Annotated in this window: 13 protein-coding genes; 8 read left to right on the forward strand and 5 right to left on the reverse strand. The window is 60.2% G+C overall.

The window, feature by feature from the left end; genetic code table 11:
• Genes BN2475_RS22750 through BN2475_RS22760 form a run of 3 tightly spaced genes read right to left on the reverse strand, consistent with a single transcriptional unit; the run spans window position 1 to window position 4,403 of the window.
• Window positions 1-1,251 carry a methylaspartate ammonia-lyase gene (locus BN2475_RS22750; RefSeq protein WP_094781747.1) on the reverse strand — a complete coding sequence of 417 codons (1,251 nt, stop codon included), beginning with the start codon at window positions 1,249-1,251 and terminating at the stop codon, window positions 1-3.
• 45 nt (window positions 1,252-1,296) lie between these two features.
• Complete coding sequence (locus BN2475_RS22755) at window positions 1,297-2,736, reverse strand: aldehyde dehydrogenase family protein (protein WP_094781784.1); 1,440 nt, start codon at window positions 2,734-2,736, stop codon at window positions 1,297-1,299.
• Window positions 2,737-2,771: 35 nt separating this feature from the next.
• Complete coding sequence (locus tag BN2475_RS22760; protein ID WP_094781748.1) at window positions 2,772-4,403, reverse strand: GMC family oxidoreductase; 1,632 nt, start codon at window positions 4,401-4,403, stop codon at window positions 2,772-2,774.
• Between the two features lie 347 nt (window positions 4,404-4,750).
• Between BN2475_RS22760 and BN2475_RS22765 the strand changes: the two genes are divergently transcribed.
• Window positions 4,751-5,638: a LysR family transcriptional regulator gene (locus BN2475_RS22765; protein ID WP_094781749.1), complete on the forward strand. Its 888-nt coding sequence runs from the start codon at window positions 4,751-4,753 to the stop codon at window positions 5,636-5,638.
• Window positions 5,639-5,649: 11 nt separating this feature from the next.
• Here the strand turns inward: BN2475_RS22765 and BN2475_RS22770 are convergent, their stop codons facing one another.
• Window positions 5,650-6,558: an AraC family transcriptional regulator gene (locus BN2475_RS22770; RefSeq protein WP_094781750.1), complete on the reverse strand. Its 909-nt coding sequence runs from the start codon at window positions 6,556-6,558 to the stop codon at window positions 5,650-5,652.
• A 638-nt stretch (window positions 6,559-7,196) separates the two neighbouring features.
• Between BN2475_RS22770 and BN2475_RS22775 the strand changes: the two genes are divergently transcribed.
• The 5 genes from BN2475_RS22775 to BN2475_RS22795 all read left to right on the forward strand — a co-directional run bounded on the left by BN2475_RS22775 (window position 7,197) and on the right by BN2475_RS22795 (window position 13,949).
• Window positions 7,197-7,910 carry a cyclase family protein gene (locus tag BN2475_RS22775; protein WP_218023715.1) on the forward strand — a complete coding sequence of 238 codons (714 nt, stop codon included), beginning with the start codon at window positions 7,197-7,199 and terminating at the stop codon, window positions 7,908-7,910.
• Between the two features lie 57 nt (window positions 7,911-7,967).
• Entirely contained in the window at window positions 7,968-8,225 is a 258-nt protein-coding gene (locus tag BN2475_RS22780) for a hypothetical protein (protein ID WP_245841495.1), read from the forward strand.
• 105 nt (window positions 8,226-8,330) lie between these two features.
• A complete protein-coding gene (locus tag BN2475_RS22785; RefSeq protein ID WP_094781751.1) occupies window positions 8,331-11,264 on the forward strand; it encodes a Tn3 family transposase in 2,934 nt (977 codons plus the stop codon).
• A 26-nt stretch (window positions 11,265-11,290) separates the two neighbouring features.
• Window positions 11,291-13,609, forward strand: coding sequence for a 2OG-Fe(II) oxygenase (locus BN2475_RS22790; RefSeq protein ID WP_245841499.1), 2,319 nt, complete (start codon window positions 11,291-11,293; stop codon window positions 13,607-13,609).
• A gap of 73 nt (window positions 13,610-13,682) precedes the next feature.
• Window positions 13,683-13,949 carry a DUF6429 family protein gene (locus tag BN2475_RS22795; protein ID WP_094781753.1) on the forward strand — a complete coding sequence of 89 codons (267 nt, stop codon included), beginning with the start codon at window positions 13,683-13,685 and terminating at the stop codon, window positions 13,947-13,949.
• Here BN2475_RS22795 and BN2475_RS22800 read toward each other — a convergent pair whose 3' ends face one another.
• Window positions 13,950-15,269: a site-specific integrase gene (locus tag BN2475_RS22800; RefSeq protein WP_094781754.1), complete on the reverse strand. Its 1,320-nt coding sequence runs from the start codon at window positions 15,267-15,269 to the stop codon at window positions 13,950-13,952.
• Window positions 15,270-15,412: 143 nt separating this feature from the next.
• Between BN2475_RS22800 and BN2475_RS36370 the strand changes: the two genes are divergently transcribed.
• Both BN2475_RS36370 and BN2475_RS36375 read left to right on the forward strand, forming a co-directional pair.
• Entirely contained in the window at window positions 15,413-16,843 is a 1,431-nt protein-coding gene (locus BN2475_RS36370) for a TOTE conflict system archaeo-eukaryotic primase domain-containing protein (protein WP_342744648.1), read from the forward strand.
• Window positions 16,743-17,822: a DEAD/DEAH box helicase family protein gene (locus BN2475_RS36375; protein ID WP_342744649.1), complete on the forward strand. Its 1,080-nt coding sequence runs from the start codon at window positions 16,743-16,745 to the stop codon at window positions 17,820-17,822. Before BN2475_RS36370 ends, BN2475_RS36375 begins: the two co-directional genes overlap by 101 nt.
• Window positions 17,823-17,985 lie beyond the last annotated feature (163 nt).

Below are 17,985 nucleotides of genomic sequence, written 5' to 3' on the forward strand. Positions count from 1 at the left end.
TCAGCGAAGCAGTTCTGCGATGCGAAGTGCGCGATTCATCTCGTTGAAGACGATATTGAAACCTTCGTCGAAACCCATCCCCGGCTTCGCAAGCATCTGCGTAACGCCAGTCGCCACACCGATGTTGGTGGTGGCACGTGCAGAGACATCGGTTTCGGCGCACGTCCCGCCGAGCACAGGCCCGACGCCGTGCTTGTGGCAGTCGAGGATTGCGTCGATGGAGTTGTGCAGCGAACCGAGGTCCGGGGTCTTGATTTGAATCATGTCCACGGCACCCGCTGACGCAAACAGATGGATGTCCTCAGCCGTATTTGCCCACTCGTCAGCCATGATTGCCGCCTTGCTGCCACGCGACTTGAGCAGGCGGCGCAGGCTCCCGAGCGTCTCAATCTGGGCATCGCGACCGCCTGCATCCATGGGATGCTCGATACGAAGTTCGTGCGGACCGGCTGCACGCTCGAGGCGCTGGATGATGTCGGCCGTGGTTTCGACCGAGCCACCCGCAACTGCACCGATAAGTCCATAGACGTCGATATGAATGACCGGCTGGTAGTCTTCGGATGCACGCAGTTGTTCGATGCGAGCACGCAGCCAGTTGATGTACGCCTCCAGCGCCGCGCCGTCTGCACCGACGAGGTCGGGCGTGTTGATCAAACCATGCGGCATGACCGGCACACGCTTCAGAATCATCTTGTCGACGTTCGTGTAGCGTTCGTCGCCCGACTGGCCGTAGATAGGCACAGCGGCGAGCGGTCGCTCGATTTTCCACTCGTCCTTGATGACTTGCGCCATCAGATGGTGGCCAGCAGTATGTGCCGCCGCGTCGAGGAGTGCTTGAGAGACCCCATACGCGGCTGCCCGCTTGGCAGCGAACACCTGGCCGATGGCGTTCTCGGCGAAGACTGCAGTTTCGCGAAACGAACGAACGTCGAGACCGACGAGCTTCGGAGCGAGTTCCTGTTCAATCTGCGCAGCGAGCTGGTCTGCGTGGAAGCGCGGCTCGCGACCTCCAACACCGGTGTACTGGACACTCGCGCAGTCGCCCTTCGCGATGTAGCCGTCGCTGAGCAGGAACATGACTGAAACGGACTCGGACGGCTCACGGACAGCCTTGAAGCCCGGGGTTTGCGCCTTGCCGATGTATGCGGCGCCGTCGCGCTTGGCGCCAGCCTTGATTGCCGCCTGGTCGTCGAAGAAGAACGAGCCGACACCGGGGCTCGCGAGGACCTTCTGAATGGTAACGCTGGACATAGTGATTTCTGACCGTCGAGAAAGTTGTGAATGCGCCGTTGCTTCTTAGGCCGCCGACTGGCTGACCAGGCGAAGATGCATGTACGCCAGTACGCCTTCGGTCCCGCCTTCGTATCCGTAACCGCTGTTTCCGAGGCCGCCAAGCGCGACGTCAGGCAGCGACGGAGCGGTTTGATTCACACCGATATTCGAAGCATGCAGACCTGCCACGAGCTTGTCTCGCACGGCGATCGAGTCGGTAAAGACATACGCCGCGAAGGAATACAGGCCGGCATTCGCCAACTGGATGGCTTCGTCCACCGAGTTGATAGATTGAACGGTGGCAACGGGTCCGAACGGCTCTTCTGCCAGAATCTCCGCGTCGCTCGTCACCGACGAAAGCACGGTCGGCTCGACGAAAAAGCCGCGACGGTCGATCTGCTTTCCGCCGGTTCGGATCACGGCGCCCTTTGCGACTGCATCGTCAACCAGCTGAAGGAACGACGCCACGCGGCCGGCATGCGCAACGGAACCCAGCGTCGTGCCCTCTTCGTTGCCATGACCAAGCTTGTAGGTCTGCGCTTTTGCCGCGAGAGCCTCGACGAGTGCGTCATGAATCGAATGGTGTGCGAGATAGCGCGTCGGCGCTACGCACGACTGCCCAGCCGAGCCAAACTTGGCAGGCGCCGTAACCTGAATGACCTTCTCGATGTCCGCGTCGCTCCAGACGATGACTGGTGCATGTCCGCCAAGTTCGAAAATCGGCCGAATCAGGTTCGGCGCTGCGAGTGCTGCCAGACGCTTTCCTACTTGCGTCGAGCCAGTGAAGGACACAGCCTTCACGACAGGCGATGCAAGCAGCTGTTCGCTCACTGCAGCTGGGTCACCGTAGATGAGATTCACAACGCCATCCGGCAGACCTGCGTCGACCAGCGTCTGCACGATGGCACGCGCGCTGTACGGCGTAAATTCCGAAGCTTTAAGCACCACCGTGCAACCCGCGGCCAACGCCGCACCGAGCTTGCGGCCGACGAGCACCGCGGGAAAATTCCACGGGGTGATTGCGACGACGACACCGAGAGGCGTCGGCACCGACAGGCGCGTACTGCCGGCGACGATACCCTGATGAACCTTGCCGCTGATACGGCTGGCTTCTTCACCATTCCACGCAAGCGTTTCAACCGTACGACGAAGCTCGCCAGTTGCATCCGCTTTCGTCTTGCCCGACTCCAGCAGCAGTCCCACGGCGACCTCTTCTAGGCACTCGGCGAGCAGTGCAGACGCCTTCTTGAGGATGGCGCCACGGGCTTGACCTGTCAGCGCGCTCCATGCGGGAAATGCGCGTTGCGCTGCGTCGAGCGCGGCTTGCACCTGAGCTGCATCAGCAAGGGTGACAAGGCCTATTGCGTCGCCGGTGCCCGGGTCAATATTGGGCTGCGAGCCCGAATTACCCTCTTCCCAGCGTCCGTCAATGAACAAATGTGCGTCAAGATTCTGTGCGGCCATGGCCATCTCCTGCAAAAAGATTGAGTTGAGTCGGCTTATGCGCGCACGCCGCGGACAAGGTCAGCACCCTTTTCGGCAATCATCAGCGTCGCCGCGTAGGTGTTACCTGACGTGATTGCCGGCATGACGGAGGCGTCAATTACGCGAAGGCCTTCGAGGCCATGCACGCGCAGCGAATCGTCGACCACGGACATTGGGTCGCTCTTCGGGCCCATACGCGCAGTGCCGACAAGGTGGAATCCGGTCGACCCGTGAGCCTTGCAGAAATCGAGCATCTGCTCATCGGTACGAATGCTGGTCCCGGGGACGGTTTCCTCAACGAGATATTTCGAAAGCGTCGGTGAGTGCAGCAAGTCGCGGATGATTTTCATACCCGCCACCATGACTTCCTGGTCCACCGTATGCGCGAGATAGTTCGGCTGAATGACCGGGTCTTCGAACACATTCGTCGAGCGCGCACGTACGTAACCGCGGCTCAACGGACGGTGCTGCCACCAGCCCCCGGTCACGCCTGGATAGTCGTCCAGCACGTAGTGCTTGCCTTCCCTGTAACTTCCAGGCACGAAAACACACTGCAAGTCCGGAGTCTCGACATTCGGCGCCGACTTGCAGAACAAGTGCGCTTGCGAGGGTGTAAGCGTGAGCACGCTAGGCTTCTTTGCGAGCCAACGCATGACTTGCCACCCCAGGCTCACGCCTCGCGCCATTTGATTCAGCGTAACGGTGCCGGGCTTCGCACGCATCACCATGCGCGCGGAGTAGTGGTCACCAAGGTTCTCGCCGACGCCTGGCAGCGCGTGCACAACTTGAACACCGAGCGACTTAAGCAGGTTCGCGGGACCAACGCCCGAAATCTGTAGCAATCGCGCGGTGTTCGCGGTGCCGGCTGAGACGATGACCTCGCGGCGCGCACGCACCACCGACTCTTCGCCTCCTTCGCTGTGCACAAATGCGACGCCAACAGCTCGCTTCCCGTTGAACAGGATGCGCTTCGCGCGGACGCCCGAAATCAATTCGACATTGCCACGCTTGAGCGCCGGCGCGAGGAACGCGACTGAGGCGCTGACCCGGAAACCATTTTCAATGGTGCGCTGGAAATAGCCGACACCTTCCTGGTCGCCCGAGTTGTAGTCGGGGTTTCGCTTGTGGCCCGCAGCGACGGCCGCCTCGATGAACGTTTCGGAAACCGGGTGGAACCAGTCCATTGGGGTGACAGGAATCTCACCCGTACGACCGCGAACGCTACCGTTTCCCTTGCCCGTGTACCGTTCCGAACGCGCGAAGTACGGCAGCACATCGCCGTAGCCCCAACCGCGATTCCCAAGGGACGCCCAGTGGTCGAAGTCGCCCGGTTGCCCGCGCACTATCATCATGCCGTTGATGGAACTGGAGCCGCCGATGACCCGCCCCTGAGTCGTCGAAATCCTGCGTCCACCGCTACCCTCCGAAGGCTCCGTTTTGAATTGCCAGGTAATTTCCGGTTGGGTCAGCGTTTTGACGAAGCCAGAAGGAATGCGAACGTAAGGGCGCAGGTCGCTGCGACCAGCCTCGAGGATACAGACCTTCACGTTCGGATCCTCAGACAGACGGGCGGCGAGAACCGACCCGGCCGAGCCGGCGCCTACGATGACGTAGTCGTATGTGGCGTTTTCACTATTTGCGTTCACTCTTCTTCCCTCTGTTTCCATCGTCCTGCCGCCAACAACTATGCGAGACCGCGCATTGAACGGCGGCCACCCGCACGGCAGTGGTTGAGACTCATCTGCCATGGACGAGATGGTAGGGAAGTCGACACCCCGGAAAAAGAGATTTATATTTACTTTTAGATGCAAATTCTTCATCTAACGAGAGGCTACAGACAAACCCTAATCTTCGCCTCGCATTGAAACGACCTCGCCCTCCAGTAGCAGGAAGGAAGTGCAACGTATTGGGAGAGCTGGATGACGCGACGAGGACATGCAACGATTCGATTTACTGCATCTATGAGTGCAAATATTTCATGTAAAGGTCTCCTGTGTCACTGAACGCCTACGAGGTTTTCGTCGCCATTGTCGAACGGGGCAGCTTTGCTGCTGCAGCCCATCAGCTGAACCTTTCGCCATCTGCGGTAAGCCATGCACTAGCCTCGTTCGAGCAGCAACTTGGCTTCGCGCTCTTCATGCGCAACCGCACCGGCGTGCGTTTGACCGTGGGGGGCGAAGCTCTCTTGCCAACCGTGCGGGAAGTCCTGCAGAGCAACGAGAAGTTGGGACAACAGGCGTCGAAGCTTCTGGGGCTTGAGGCAGGTACCGTCCGCATCGGCGCATTTAGCAGCGTCAGCGTCGCGTGGCTTCCCAATATCATTCGCTCGTTTGCCGACCTGTACCCCAAAATCGACGTCATCATCGAGCAGGGTGGCTATGACGACGTTGCCGAATGGATAGCGAAGAGTCAGGTCGATTTGGGCTTCATTACGCTGCCTGCGGCGCCTGGGTTGGATGTGACGCCGCTGTATGCAGACCCACTTGTTTGCATCGCCCCACCTGGATTTGCGCCCAGGAGCACGGCGTACATGACTGTCGAAGAGTTGGCAGAACACAATGTCGTTCTGCAAGGCGAAGGGTATGGCAAGGAAACCCAGCAGCTGCTGGCTAGCCACAAGATCTCCGTCAAATCGAGCGCGCGTGCAATTGACGACGCCGCGATTATCGCGATTGTGGAGAGCGGATTGGGCATCGCTGTCATGCCTCAGCTGGCCCTGCACCACTACCAAAGCTCGGTCCAGGTCTTCCCGTTCTATCCCGCTGAGAGCCGGGCAATCGTCCTCGCGTCATTAAGCCGGGAGGCTCTGGCGCCGGCCGCGAAAGCCATGCACGAACACATCGTCGCGTCAGTGGGGGCGTGGTCCAAACGCACTGCCTAAGCAGAAGGGATTCATTCCCACTTTGTCGAATGGAACCAGCGCCGCGGCGTTTCGCCCGTGACCTGCCGAAAGACCCGGGTGAAGTGACTCTGGCTGGCAAACCCGCACGCGCTGGCGATTTCGGCAAGCGGCAAATTCCCTGCCTTCAGCATCGACATCGCGCGTTCGGCCCGCTGCGCCATTAGCCAGCGATGCGGCGTCTCCCCTACCTCTTCCTTGAAAGCACGTGAAAAGTGGCGAACGCTCAGGCCGGCCATCTCGGCTAAAGTCACTATGTCAATTTCCTCATGCAGACACGAGTCGACATATTCGACGATGCGCTTGAGCCTCCACGGCGGAAGTGCGACGTACTTCTCCGGTCGCTCCAGTGAACCAGCGCGCTGGAGGAGATGGGCAACAACTGTGGTGACTGCCCCGTCAACAAGCAGTCGGTCGGTCACATGCCCCCTCGCTGACGCTTCCCACAAGCGCGTCATCAACTGAGCAATAAACTCATCCTCCCACGTCGCTTGTGCAAGTGGCAGAAACGCTTCAGTCAACCGGTCTGGTGCCGTAGGTCCGAGGATTCGGCGAACTGTCGGCGAGGGAATCGTCAGCAACAGGAGGCGACGGTTCCCTCGGACCTTCCAGCGACTGGCGTTATCCGCGGGCAAGACCAGCATGCGGCCCGGCGCGGCGGCATCACTGTGCCATCCGTTCCCCATATCCCAAGACCAGGTGTTGTCCGGCGAAGCGGCGAGCGGAAGCGCGACCACCGTTTCAGGGACGCTCGGGTCCACGAATTCGTGGTCGCCTTGCTCCACCGTAATCATGTGGAAGTTGAGGCGACCAGGGGAGTCGCGATGTTCTTGCGGAAAAATCGAATACGGGGACTTGCGATAGAAGTCCGCATACCGTACCCAGTCGTTCAATTGCCTCATGACGCCATTCCTATGCGGCACTGCACGCGCATGCACCGTCTGTGAATCGGAGCACACTCAAAAGACGCTGTCAACCAGGCGTCACCAATCCAGAACCCCTGCGGTTTTCATGCGTCTTTAAGCGTCCTCCTAAATATCTTCCCCTTGTTCGCCGCGCGACCTTACAACTGTCTGTCTGATTTGTACAGGCAATTCATGGTATTCCCGGAGTTCTTTTTGGCACGAATCGGACGTCATTTTCACGTTTAGGCCATCGCGAATTTCAAACCGCTGAAATCCGTTTTGGCTCATTGACGCTCTTAATGCCCATCGACTAACTTCCAATCCACTGGACAAGCAACCGCGATATCTGCAACCCGAAAGCAGACGGCCGGTGTCAATTCAGACAGGGCACGTGTGACGCTTATGTTCTCGCGAGTCGATATTCGAAGCGCTCGACCCGCCACCTGAGTACAAGGAAATGAGCGTACGGCATAACAATATATTTATAAGTATTCCTACGTAAATAAACAAACTGGACAGAGTCTTCAAGGACTCGTGATGCATTTTCATAACTGAACTCTCGGAGACATCGATGGGACATACCACTGCTACTGAAGTGCTCGCATTGCTCGGAAATAACCCGCTCTGGACGCTTCATGAAATACTCAAAACCGGCCGATGGGTCGACCTCACACACTGCGGACGAAACGTCACCGCTGTGGTCCGGCTTCACCAAGATGAGCCGCGATGCGCTCTTCAATCTCGACCAGCACGGGTTCCAGGCTCATGTATTCACCCACGTCGGACAATGGGGTACGCACGTTGACCCTCCCTCCCACTTTCACGGTGGCCTGCGTCCGCTTGACCAACTTGAAGTAAGGGAACAGCTTCTTCCTCTCGTGGTTATCAATATCCACGAGAAGGTTGCAGTGAATCACGACTACACCGTGTCGATGGACGACGTTATCGACTGGGAAAAGAGAAACGGCTCCATCCCTCGCGGTGCATTCGTCGCGCTTCGCACGGACTGGTCCACGCGGTGGCCAGACCACGCCAGCATGCTCAACCGCGATGCTGCGGGCATCTCGCACACCCCAGGCTGGAGCCGCGAAGTCATTGACTACCTCTTCGACGAGCGCGCGGTCACCGCGTGCGGTCACGAGACGCTCGATACAGACCCCGGCTCTGCGACGTCGCGTTCCGACTTCTCACTCGAAGGTCTGGTCCTGTCCAAGGATCGGTATCAAATCGAGCTGCTCGCAAATCTCAGCGAGGTCCCTGAAGTAGGCGCGCTCGTCGTGGCGGCCTTCCCGAAAATCGGCGGCGCCTCCGGCTTCCCCGTCCGCGTTTTCGCTATCGCGCCGGTGTAAGTCCAGCCGCCGCCACAAATTCTCCGACTCCGTCGCTTTCCGGGAAGGAATTGCATCATGTCTACTGATTCTTTCGGCTACAAGCAAGAGCTTAAGCGTAGCCTGACGTTCGCCGACCTCGTGATATACGGCATCGTCTTCATGATTCCTATCGCGCCATTCGCAATCTATGGCTACGTTTCCGATGCCTCGGGCGGGGATGGTCCCGCTTGCCTACATCATCGGCATGGTCGCGATGTTCTTCACCGCGCTGAGTTAGGGGTGATCGTACTTTTCGTGCAAAATCTGGCGATTTGGTCTGAAAGCCTTGTCTGATAAGGCTCTGCAGGGCATGTCTGCACGCGAAAATGGGCTTGGGGAACGGCTGCGATAATATATTCGCCCGCGATCTGGATCGCGCCGTCACACGGGGGCAGAAACGTGCCGGGCCTGGAATTTCGCTATGTGGGACAGGGTCGGTTGCCTTCGCGACTATCCGAATTCGACGTCGAGCGCTATTTCGCGCTGACCGACAGCGACATCGCAGCGATCAACGAGCGGTTCCGGCGTGATCGCCGCGCAGGCGTTGCCATCCAGCTGGTTTTTCTGCGCGCGAGCGGCCACACGCTCGACCATGTGGGCACCGTGCCGCGGCAGTTGTTGCGCTATGTTGGTGACCGGCTCGGTCTGGCAACGCCGACGATCGCCTCGCTCAGGACGCTCTACCTCCGTTACAAAACGCTCTACGATCATCAGGTCTGGGCCTGCGAGTACCTGGGTCTGACTTCGATCGTGGCGGACCAGTGGTCGGGGCTTGAAGCATGGATGCGCGAGGACGCGCACGAATCGCTGACGATTGACGACCTGCTGCAGCACGCACACTACTGGCTGTATGAACGCAGGATCCTGATTCCTGCGGAACGGACACTGAAAGATCTCGGCCGCTCGATCTGGGCGGACATCGAGCGCGACGTGCTCGCGATGATCAAGGCGACTGTCCCCGATGCGCAACTTGAACGTGCGGATGCGGTTCTGTCGACCCGGCACGACACCTCCGGCATGACCGTTCTCGAATGGTTGAAGACACCGCCAGCCCGGCACAGTCCAACGACGATGACCGAGACGCTCGAGAAAGTTCGCTTTCTGAAAGAGCTTGGTGCCCACATGTGGGTGCTCGATGCGGTCCCGCTCGAGAAGCAGCGGGCATGGGCACAACGCATTCAGGCACGTCGTCCTGTCAAAACACGCGGGCTGAAAGAGTCGACGCGGATGCTGGAGCTGGTTTTCTTCCTGCGCGTCACCCTGCTGGAATTGACGGATTCGCTGCTGTATCAGACCGGCCGTCGTGTCTCCGATCTGGTCCGGCATGCGTACGAGAAGACCCGGACGAAGCAGGCCCGCTCGGCTGTCGGATACCGGCAGCAGTTGATCGCGATCAAGGCCATCGTCCAGGACAAAGAGCAGTCGGCCGAAGAAAAAATCGTCGAGATAGGCAAGCTGCTCGATGCCCTCCCGGACAAACCCACCGCCAGTCATGCGGCCAGCGTACGCGAAACGTTGACTGACGATCACCATCGTATCCGTAACCTGCTGGTGCCCTTGCGAGAACTGGGGTTCGAGGGACGGGACGGCGAGATGAGCCTGCGGCAACTCGAACTCGTTGGCAAGTTACACGACAGTGACGCAACTGAACTGCCCGGCGATTGCGATGTGGCGGTTAGTGCCAGCTGGCGCGACATGGTCGAGGGTGACGACCGGAAACGGGCGCTCCGGGCGCTGGAGGCATCAGCGATTACGGGATTGCGCAAAGGATTGCGCGGCGGCTCGATATGGATCAACCACAGCCTGTCTTTCCGCGAGCGCGACCTGCTGCTGATTTCACCCGCGCAATGGGAAGGCGAGCGTGAGCGGCACCTGTCGTCGCTGGGTTTGCCGCCGACGGCGGACCCCTTTCTCGAAAGGCTGACGGGGCACCTGACGGCGGGTCTTGCCGCCCTGGAGGAGGTTCGCGAAGCAGGACGGGTGACGATCGGCACCGACGGCGCGTTGCATCTGTCGGCGCTCGAAGCGTTGCCGACCGACGGCACACCGAAGCGCACGCGCGATCTGATGTTCAAGGAGATTGGCAACGCCCAGTTTGCCGATATGGTGATGGAAATGGATGCCCGCACCGGTTTCAGCGAAGTGTTGCTGGCGCGCAAGGCGCGTGATGCGAACGAACTCGTCGCGCTGTACGCTGGCCTGATCGCGCACGGAACAGAACTCGATGCAAAGAGCGTCGCTGCGATGATTCCGCAACTGGACCCGGCGCAGATTTCGACCGCGATGCGCGCGCTCGAAATGCCGGGGCGGCTCCTTCGTGCCAATGACCGCGTGGTGGAATTCCAGCGCACGCATTCGATCACCGCGCTGTGGGGAACCGGACAGCATGCGTCCAGTGATTCGATGAGCCTTGATACATCACGGCATCTCTTTTACGCTCGCGTCGATCCGCGACGCCGCACCCACGCGGTGGGTATGTACACGCATGTGCTCGACCAGCACGGCATCGTCTATAACCATCCCATTGTGCTGAACGAGCGTCAGGCCGGCGTGGCGATTGAAGGCGTGATCCGGCACAACACTACGCGCGACGACGGTGGACTGCTCAGGCTTTCGGTCGATACGCATGGATATACGAACGTGGGGATGGCCGTGTCGAAACTGCTCGGGTTCGATCTCTGCCCGAACCTGCGCAACCTGGCGGAGCGCAAGCTGTATCTGCCGAGGACGATAGCCTCTCCGGAAGGTCTGGCGCAGGTGGTCGCCTGCGAAATATCGCTCAAGGCCATTCGCGACGGCTGGGATGAACTGCTGCGACTGGTCGCGTCGATCCGCTCGGGTCGCGTGAGCGCCATTGTCGCACTCCAGCGGTTCGGTAGTGCCGCGCAGGGTGACCGGGTGCATCGGGCTGCCGATCATCTTGGCAAGCTGCTGCGCACACTTTTCCTGTGCGACTATTTCAGCAACGCTGAGTTTCGCCGTGAACTACATACGCTGCTCAACCGTGGCGAGTCGGTGCACCAGCTCCAGCGCGCGATATACATCGGCAAGGTGGCGCCCGAGCGGGGACGCCGCCGTGACGAAATGATCGCGATATCCGGCTCGTTGACGTTGCTGACGAATCTCGTCATCGCGTGGAACACGCAGCGCATGCAGGCAACCGTCGACAACTGGCGCGACAAGGGACAGCGCATCGAGGATGACTGGCTGCGCCGCATGGGGCCAGCACACTTCGCGCATGTGAATTTCCGGGGAACGCTCAGCTTTCCGATCGACCGGTACCAGGAAATGCTGCTCGACGCGGCGCCATGGCAGAAGGCGAATCGTTCCTGAATATATCCCGCAGAGGAGAAGACGTTTTGAAGGCGATCACCCGAGAGCTTGCGCAGATCATCCCCACCATTCGTTGCCACGGAGATTTCTACGCATCCGGCAAATCCGAAATCGTCATGCCCAACCTGGAGGTAGAAGGTGTTGGCCGTATCGCGTTGCCGCTGCTTCCCGTACAGGCCGGACAGCTCGTCGCAGTTGCTGCACGCGCGCCGTATGGGCGCGGGGAGGAAACACGCGTCGATACCAATGTTCGCCGGACATGGCAGATTGCGGCTGACGATGTTCATCTTTCGGGGCGTAGCTGGGCGGAGACCCTCGATGGAATTATCGCTCAGGTGGCGATTGGCCTGGATGTAACAGGGACGGTGTCTGCCGAACTGTACAAACTCCTCGTCTACGACACGGGCAGCTTTTTCGTTGAACATCGTGATACCGAGAAGATCCCGGGGATGTTCGCGACCCTGGTGGTTGTTCTGCCTTCGGCGTGCGATGGGGGCGAACTGGTCGTTCGTCACCGGGGGCGTGAAGTCTGTCTTGACCTGAGCTGCTCCGACTCGGCGCAGGTGTCCTTCGCCGCCTTCTACGCTGACTGCGTGCATGAGGTTCGCCCGGTCACGTCGGGCTTCAGGCTGACGCTCGTCTTCAACCTCACACGCGGCGGTCGCCGGCAGCCTGCCGCTCCTCCCGAGTACGACAGGGAGCAGGCGGCCATCACGGCCCTGTTACGACGCTGGGCGGTGGACAAGGATTCGCCGGATGACAGCTCGCCCGAAAAACTCATCTACCCGCTGGAATATGCGTATACCCCGGCAGAACTGTCGTTCGATACATTGAAGAACGCCGATGCGGCCGCCGCCGCCGTGCTCGTTCGTGCTGCTGACGAAGCCGCATGCGACCTTCACCTTGCACTGGTGTCGATCGAGGAAACCGGGAGTGCTGAATATGGCAACTACGCCCCGCGCCGGCGCAGTGGCTGGCATCGTGCCCGCCATGATGACGATGATGAGCAATACGACGATGACTTCGAGGTCGTCGAAGTCATCGATCGAATACAGAGCGTATCGGACTGGCGACGGCCCGATGGCAGCCGGCCGGCCATCGCTGCCCTGCCTTTCGAGGAAAAGGAATTGTGCCCGCCCGGAAGCTTTGATGGTCTGAAGCCCGACGAGCAACATTTTCATGAGGCCACCGGCAATGAAGGGGCGTCGTTCGAGCGGACTTACCGGCGGGCGGCCTTTGTGCTGTGGCCCCGGTCGCGACGGCTTGCCGTGTTCAACCAGGCGGGTCTTGAGGTGACCTTGTCTTACCTGAAGGATCTGGCGGAACGCTGGACGAGCGGTGGTGAAGATCAGGCGTCGCCTGTATGGCGCGAGGCTCACGTGCTGGCCGATCATATGCTGCGCGGCTGGCCAGCGTCACACGGTTACTCCGGGAAGGGACCGGCGGACAAGGTCATCAGCATGTTGACCAGCCTGACGCAGTTGCACGACACCGTACACATCGACGCATTCCTGTCCGCTATTTCCGCTAAATGGCTCTATCACGGCAGTGAGAATGAAGCGTTGACGCGTGCCGCCAGGCTGTTGTCGCCAGAGCGTGCTGCCGGGCTCACGGAGCAGATCATCGCGACGAACGCGCAGATAATTCCGGGAGCGTGTGCCGGCCTGCTGGCGCAGATCAGTCGAGGGGCCGGCCATCCGGAGCACTTGCAATCCGCGGCAACGGCGCTGGTCGAAACGCTTCTGGGACAGCGCGCCAGATCTGATCCTGATTACCCGCGACGGCCAGAACCCATCGAGCCGCCCCTGATTGTCGACCTGCTGACGGCACTTGACCGGATCGATGTACCGTTACTCGCCGGCCATGTTGTCGAGCACGTCCTGGGTAATCCAGCCTCTTTCGGCATGGACGCCATCATCGTTCCAGCCGCGCTGGATCTGACTGGACGAGCATCGACAGCGAACATTGCGTCGGTCCAGCGTCTGCGTGCCGCCGGTCTGGATCATCTGCGCCGCCGCATCGCCGAGCCGCTGGAGCCGCCGGCTGATTTCGCACGGGCGAATCCGGTTGTCTGTCGTTGTGCCCATTGCGCCGGGCTCGGACAGTTTCTTGTCGACCCCGGACGCCGGGAGTGGGTGTTAAAGGCTGCCCAGCACGTTCGCAGTCACGTTGAAAGTATCATCAAGCAACGCAGTTGCGATGTGAATTGCACGACGCGCAGGACTGGAAGTCCACACAGCCTGGTATGCACAAAAAATCAGGCGAGCTATAAACGGCGCGTGCGGCAACGCAAGGATGATCTGCAAAACGTGGGGCGGCTTGATATCGGTGCGAAACGCGGGTGACAATCCTGCGATGCAGGGAGTTTGCGGCTGGATCGTGAAGCGGATATTGAGGTACTGGGGAAGGAAAGTTGCGATGAACATCGATACGGAGGCCATTGACGAAGTGGTGCTGGCGCTGCTCCACCTGAACCTGTGTGAGCGCAATCGTGCCTGGAAAGGTTTCGACTGGCCTACGATGAATCGTTTGCATGAGAAAGGATTCATCCACGATCCGGTCAGCCGCGCGAGGTCGGTGGGGCTGACCAACGAGGGGCTGCGGGAGGCCGAGCGGCTGTTCACGAAATATTTTGTGCGCGCGGCAGATTTGCCGCCAGTGCCGCCAGAGGGCAAACCAGCGTGATCAACGCCAGTACCGCTCTGCGATCGGGTCATGCAGTACCGCTTCAGCCATACAGTCGCACAGCTTGACCGCCGCGTGTATTTCACTGAGTAACGCCTCGATGGCGTCTTCCAGTTCCGGTCCGTGTGCGAACGGCATGACGATTTCGTATCGTGCATGACGCCCGTTGACACTGCGTATCTGATACTGGGACTGGCAGAACTGTTCGATCCACCGGCGCGCCTTCGACATGCCCCGGATGAACTTGCTGTTGCGCTCGATGGCCAGATGCAGGTTCAGGTGCGTTTCGTCTTTCGGCGATAACGACGTTTGCTCCACAGAGGGTGTCGTGTCTCGCGGACCGGCAAGCGACGGTGACGGTTGCGGCTGCGCCAACGCTGGCGTCGCCATGAGCGCGGATTCGATCCGGTGCTGTGCGAATGGGTCGGCGGCGTCGATGTAGCGCATCGCGGAACGAACGTCTTTCCAGCCGACGTACTCCATCAACATTTTGATATCCCAGCTGTTTGAGTTGGCCCAGCTTGCGAAGCCCCGCCGCAGCGAGTGGCTGCTGTAGCTGTCCGGTGCCGGTATGCCCGCCGCACGGAACAACTCGCGCAGCAGTGGCACGAAGCTGCCGGCATGCAGCCCATCGTCGCTGATGTTTCCCCAGCGGTCGATGCTGCGGAATACCGGGCCTGCGGTCAGGCCGGAGCTCGCGATCCACGCTTCATAGGCAGTCACGGGGCAAAGGCGTGAGAGCGCCGGTGCCTTGAAGGTCGTGCCGGTCTGCGCGCGGTCGCTCTTCGTGCGCGGCAGGAACATCGTCATGCCGCGTCCTGCTTCGACCGTGATGTGCTCGACCTGCAGGCGACCCAGTTCATCGGAACGGAAGCCTCGCCAGAAGCCGAGCAGCACAAGTGCCTTGCTGCGCGTGTGCGTCGCGCTGATTCGCATATCGCCCGAGCGGATCGCGTGCCCGATCTGCTCATCCAGCCATGCGACCAGTTGTTCGAGTTGCGCGATCTGCAGCGGTTTTGCGCGCTTTTCCGTCGCGGGGTGCAGTGCTGCGATGCCCTTGAGCATTTTCCTCACATGGGGCGTTTTCGTTGGGTCTGGAAAGCCCTGAGTCTGGTGCCACTGGGCCAGTGCGGCGAGTCGCGCTCGCAGCGTATTGACCGACAGTGACGGCGCGTGGTCAGCGAGATACTGTGCGATTGCATCAGCGCTTGCTGGCAGGAAGCCGCCCCATTCGACTTCGAAATGCCGGATCGCCGACTGGTAGCTGCGCCGTGTGTTGTCGCGCGTTGCCGCTTCGAGGTAGCGTTCGATGTCAGGCATGGCTCGTGGGTACAATCAGACAATCAACGTAACACGCAGCGATGATATCGGAAATCCCCGGAGCGTCGCGTGCATGACGGCTTGTCACGGAGTACTGGAGACGGGTAAAACGATGAGCGGTACGAAGCATACAGGGCGTGGTCATGACTGAGCTGACGAGGGAGGAGTTGCTCGCGGAAGTGACACGCCTGCAGACCGAAAACGCGAGGCTGGTTGCGGTACTCGATGGTCGCGATTCGCAGATTGCCCGGCCCGTGCAGATGGTTCAGCACGTGTCATCGCCAGCCGCACGCAGCACCGACGCGTCGGCCCTCTCGTCGAAGCAGAAGGTGCAGCTCTTTCGCCGGCTCTTCCGTGGACGCACGGACATCTACGCCTTGCGATGGGAAAGCAGGATCGCCGGAAAATCGGGCTATGCGCCGGCCTGCGCAAACGAGTGGCGAAGCGGGATCTGCCAGAAGCCGCGGATCAGGTGTTCGGACTGCAGCCATCGCGTGCTGTTGCCGCTGGACGATGCCGTTATCTATGCACACCTGACTGGCGATCGCACCGTGGGCATCTATCCGTTGATGACGGACGGCACCTGCTATTTTCTCGCGGTCGATTTCGACGAGGATGGCTGGCGTGAAGATGCCAGCGCCTTCCGGCAATCGTGCCGGGAGCTGGAAGTGCCGGTGTCGCTCGAGATTTCCAGGTCGGGCAATGGAGCACATGCGTGCATATTCTTTACGTCAGCTGTCGCTGCGCGTGATGCCCGGCGCCTGGGCTCCGCAATCATCAGTCACACCTGTGCACGAACCCGACAACTGGAACTGTCGTCCTACGACCGGTTGTTTCCGAATCAGGATGTGCTCCCAAAGGGTGGGTTCGGCAACCTGATCGCGTTGCCGCTGCAAAAGCAGCCGCGCGAGCGTGGCTGCAGCATATTCGTCGACGACGATTTCGCACCGTACGGTGACCAGTGGGCATATCTGGTGTCTGTCAGGATGATGGATGGCGCGGACATTGAAGGCGTGATTTTCCGTGCGACGGGTGGCGCCCATCCGCTTGACATTGCATTCATCGATGAAGAAGATCAGGCCGAACCGTGGAAGGCACCACCGGCATTGCCGAAACGGTTGAGCGGACCAATGCCGGCGTCGCTCACCCTGACGCTTGCAAACCAGCTCTATTTCGAAAAAGCACGACTGCCGCAAGCACTGCTTAACCGCCTTATCCGCCTGGCGGCATTCCAGAATCCGGAGTTTTACCCGGGCCCAGGCGCGAGGTTTCAGCGTCTGGGACACGCCACGCATTGTCGGTCGTGCCGAGAACTGTCCGCACCACATCGCGTTGCCGCGCGGTTGCCTCGACGACATCATGACGCTGCTGCGCGACAACGACATTGCATGCGAAACGCGCGACGAGCGTTGCGCAGGAGAGCGGGTCGAGGCATCGTTCGCCGGTACGTTGCGTGCCGACCAGGTGGCAGCAGTGGCGGACCTGTTGCGACACGACACCGGTATCCTCCATGCTCCGACGGCATTCGGGAAGACTGTCACTGCGGCCTCGATGATCGCCCGGCGCGGTGTTAACACGCTCATCCTTGTGCATCGCAGGGAACTGCTCGACCAGTGGCGTGAGCGTCTGCAGACGTTTCTTGCCCTTGATCGTCGATGCATCGGCTCGATAGGCGGCGGCAGGATGAAGGCAACGGGCCAGATCGATATCGCCATGCTGCAATCGGTGGCGCCCGGCGGCTCACGCGGCGAGGTACTGCGATGTTACGGCCATGTGATTGTCGACGAGTGCCACCACGTGTCCGCTGATTCGTTCGAGGCGGTCCTCAAGGCTGTCAACGCACGGTATGTCCTGGGCCTGACGGCGACACCGGTACGGCGCGACAGCCAGCAACCCGTGATGTTCATGTTGTGCGGCCCGATCCGGCACGTGGCGCGACCTGCGGCAAGCGCGCCACAGATCCTTGAGGTGTTCCCGCAAAGACTCACCACCGCGGTCGACGTACCGGACGCTGCGCCGATCCAGGACGTGTTCGCGCAGCTGGCAAAGGATACGCAACGCACGCGTGTGATCGCCGAGGACATCATAAAGCAATATCAGCAGCGACGGAATGTACTGGTGCTGACCGAACGCATAGACCATCTCGAAAGTCTTCGGCAGGCGTTGGGCGCGACCGTACCGTCACTGTTTGTCCTGCATGGTCGTCTGGCGAAAAAAGCTCGTGCCGGTCAGGTTGCCGCACTCGACGCGCTTGCCAATGACGCGCCGCGGGTCGTGCTGGCGACCGGCAAGCTTGTTGGCGAGGGATTTGATCATCCGGTGCTGGACACGCTGGTGCTGGCCATGCCGATCTCGTGGCAAGGCACCCTGCAGCAGTACGCTGGGCGATTGCATCGCGAACACGCGACCAAGACCAGCGTACGGGTGCTCGATTACGTCGATGGCGGCCATCTGAAGTTGCTGCGTATGTGGGAGAAGCGCCAGCGTGGCTACCGGGCGATGGGATACCGGGTACGTGCACCTGAGGAAGCGCTTCAGCTGGAACTCGCCTGAAATCCGGCAGCCCATCCGCCTTTTGTACGGGTTCCAGTTGCTGGAGACGGTTTCCGGGCGCTCACATTGGATAATCTACCTTTATCAAGCGTGAGAAATAGCGACACCTGTGTCGACTTGACTTGTCCGATTGGTATGTATATACATGGTATGTAATACAGTA

Origin of the sequence: Paraburkholderia ribeironis (genome assembly GCF_900019265.1) — a bacterium.
GTDB lineage: Bacteria > Pseudomonadota > Gammaproteobacteria > Burkholderiales > Burkholderiaceae > Paraburkholderia > Paraburkholderia ribeironis.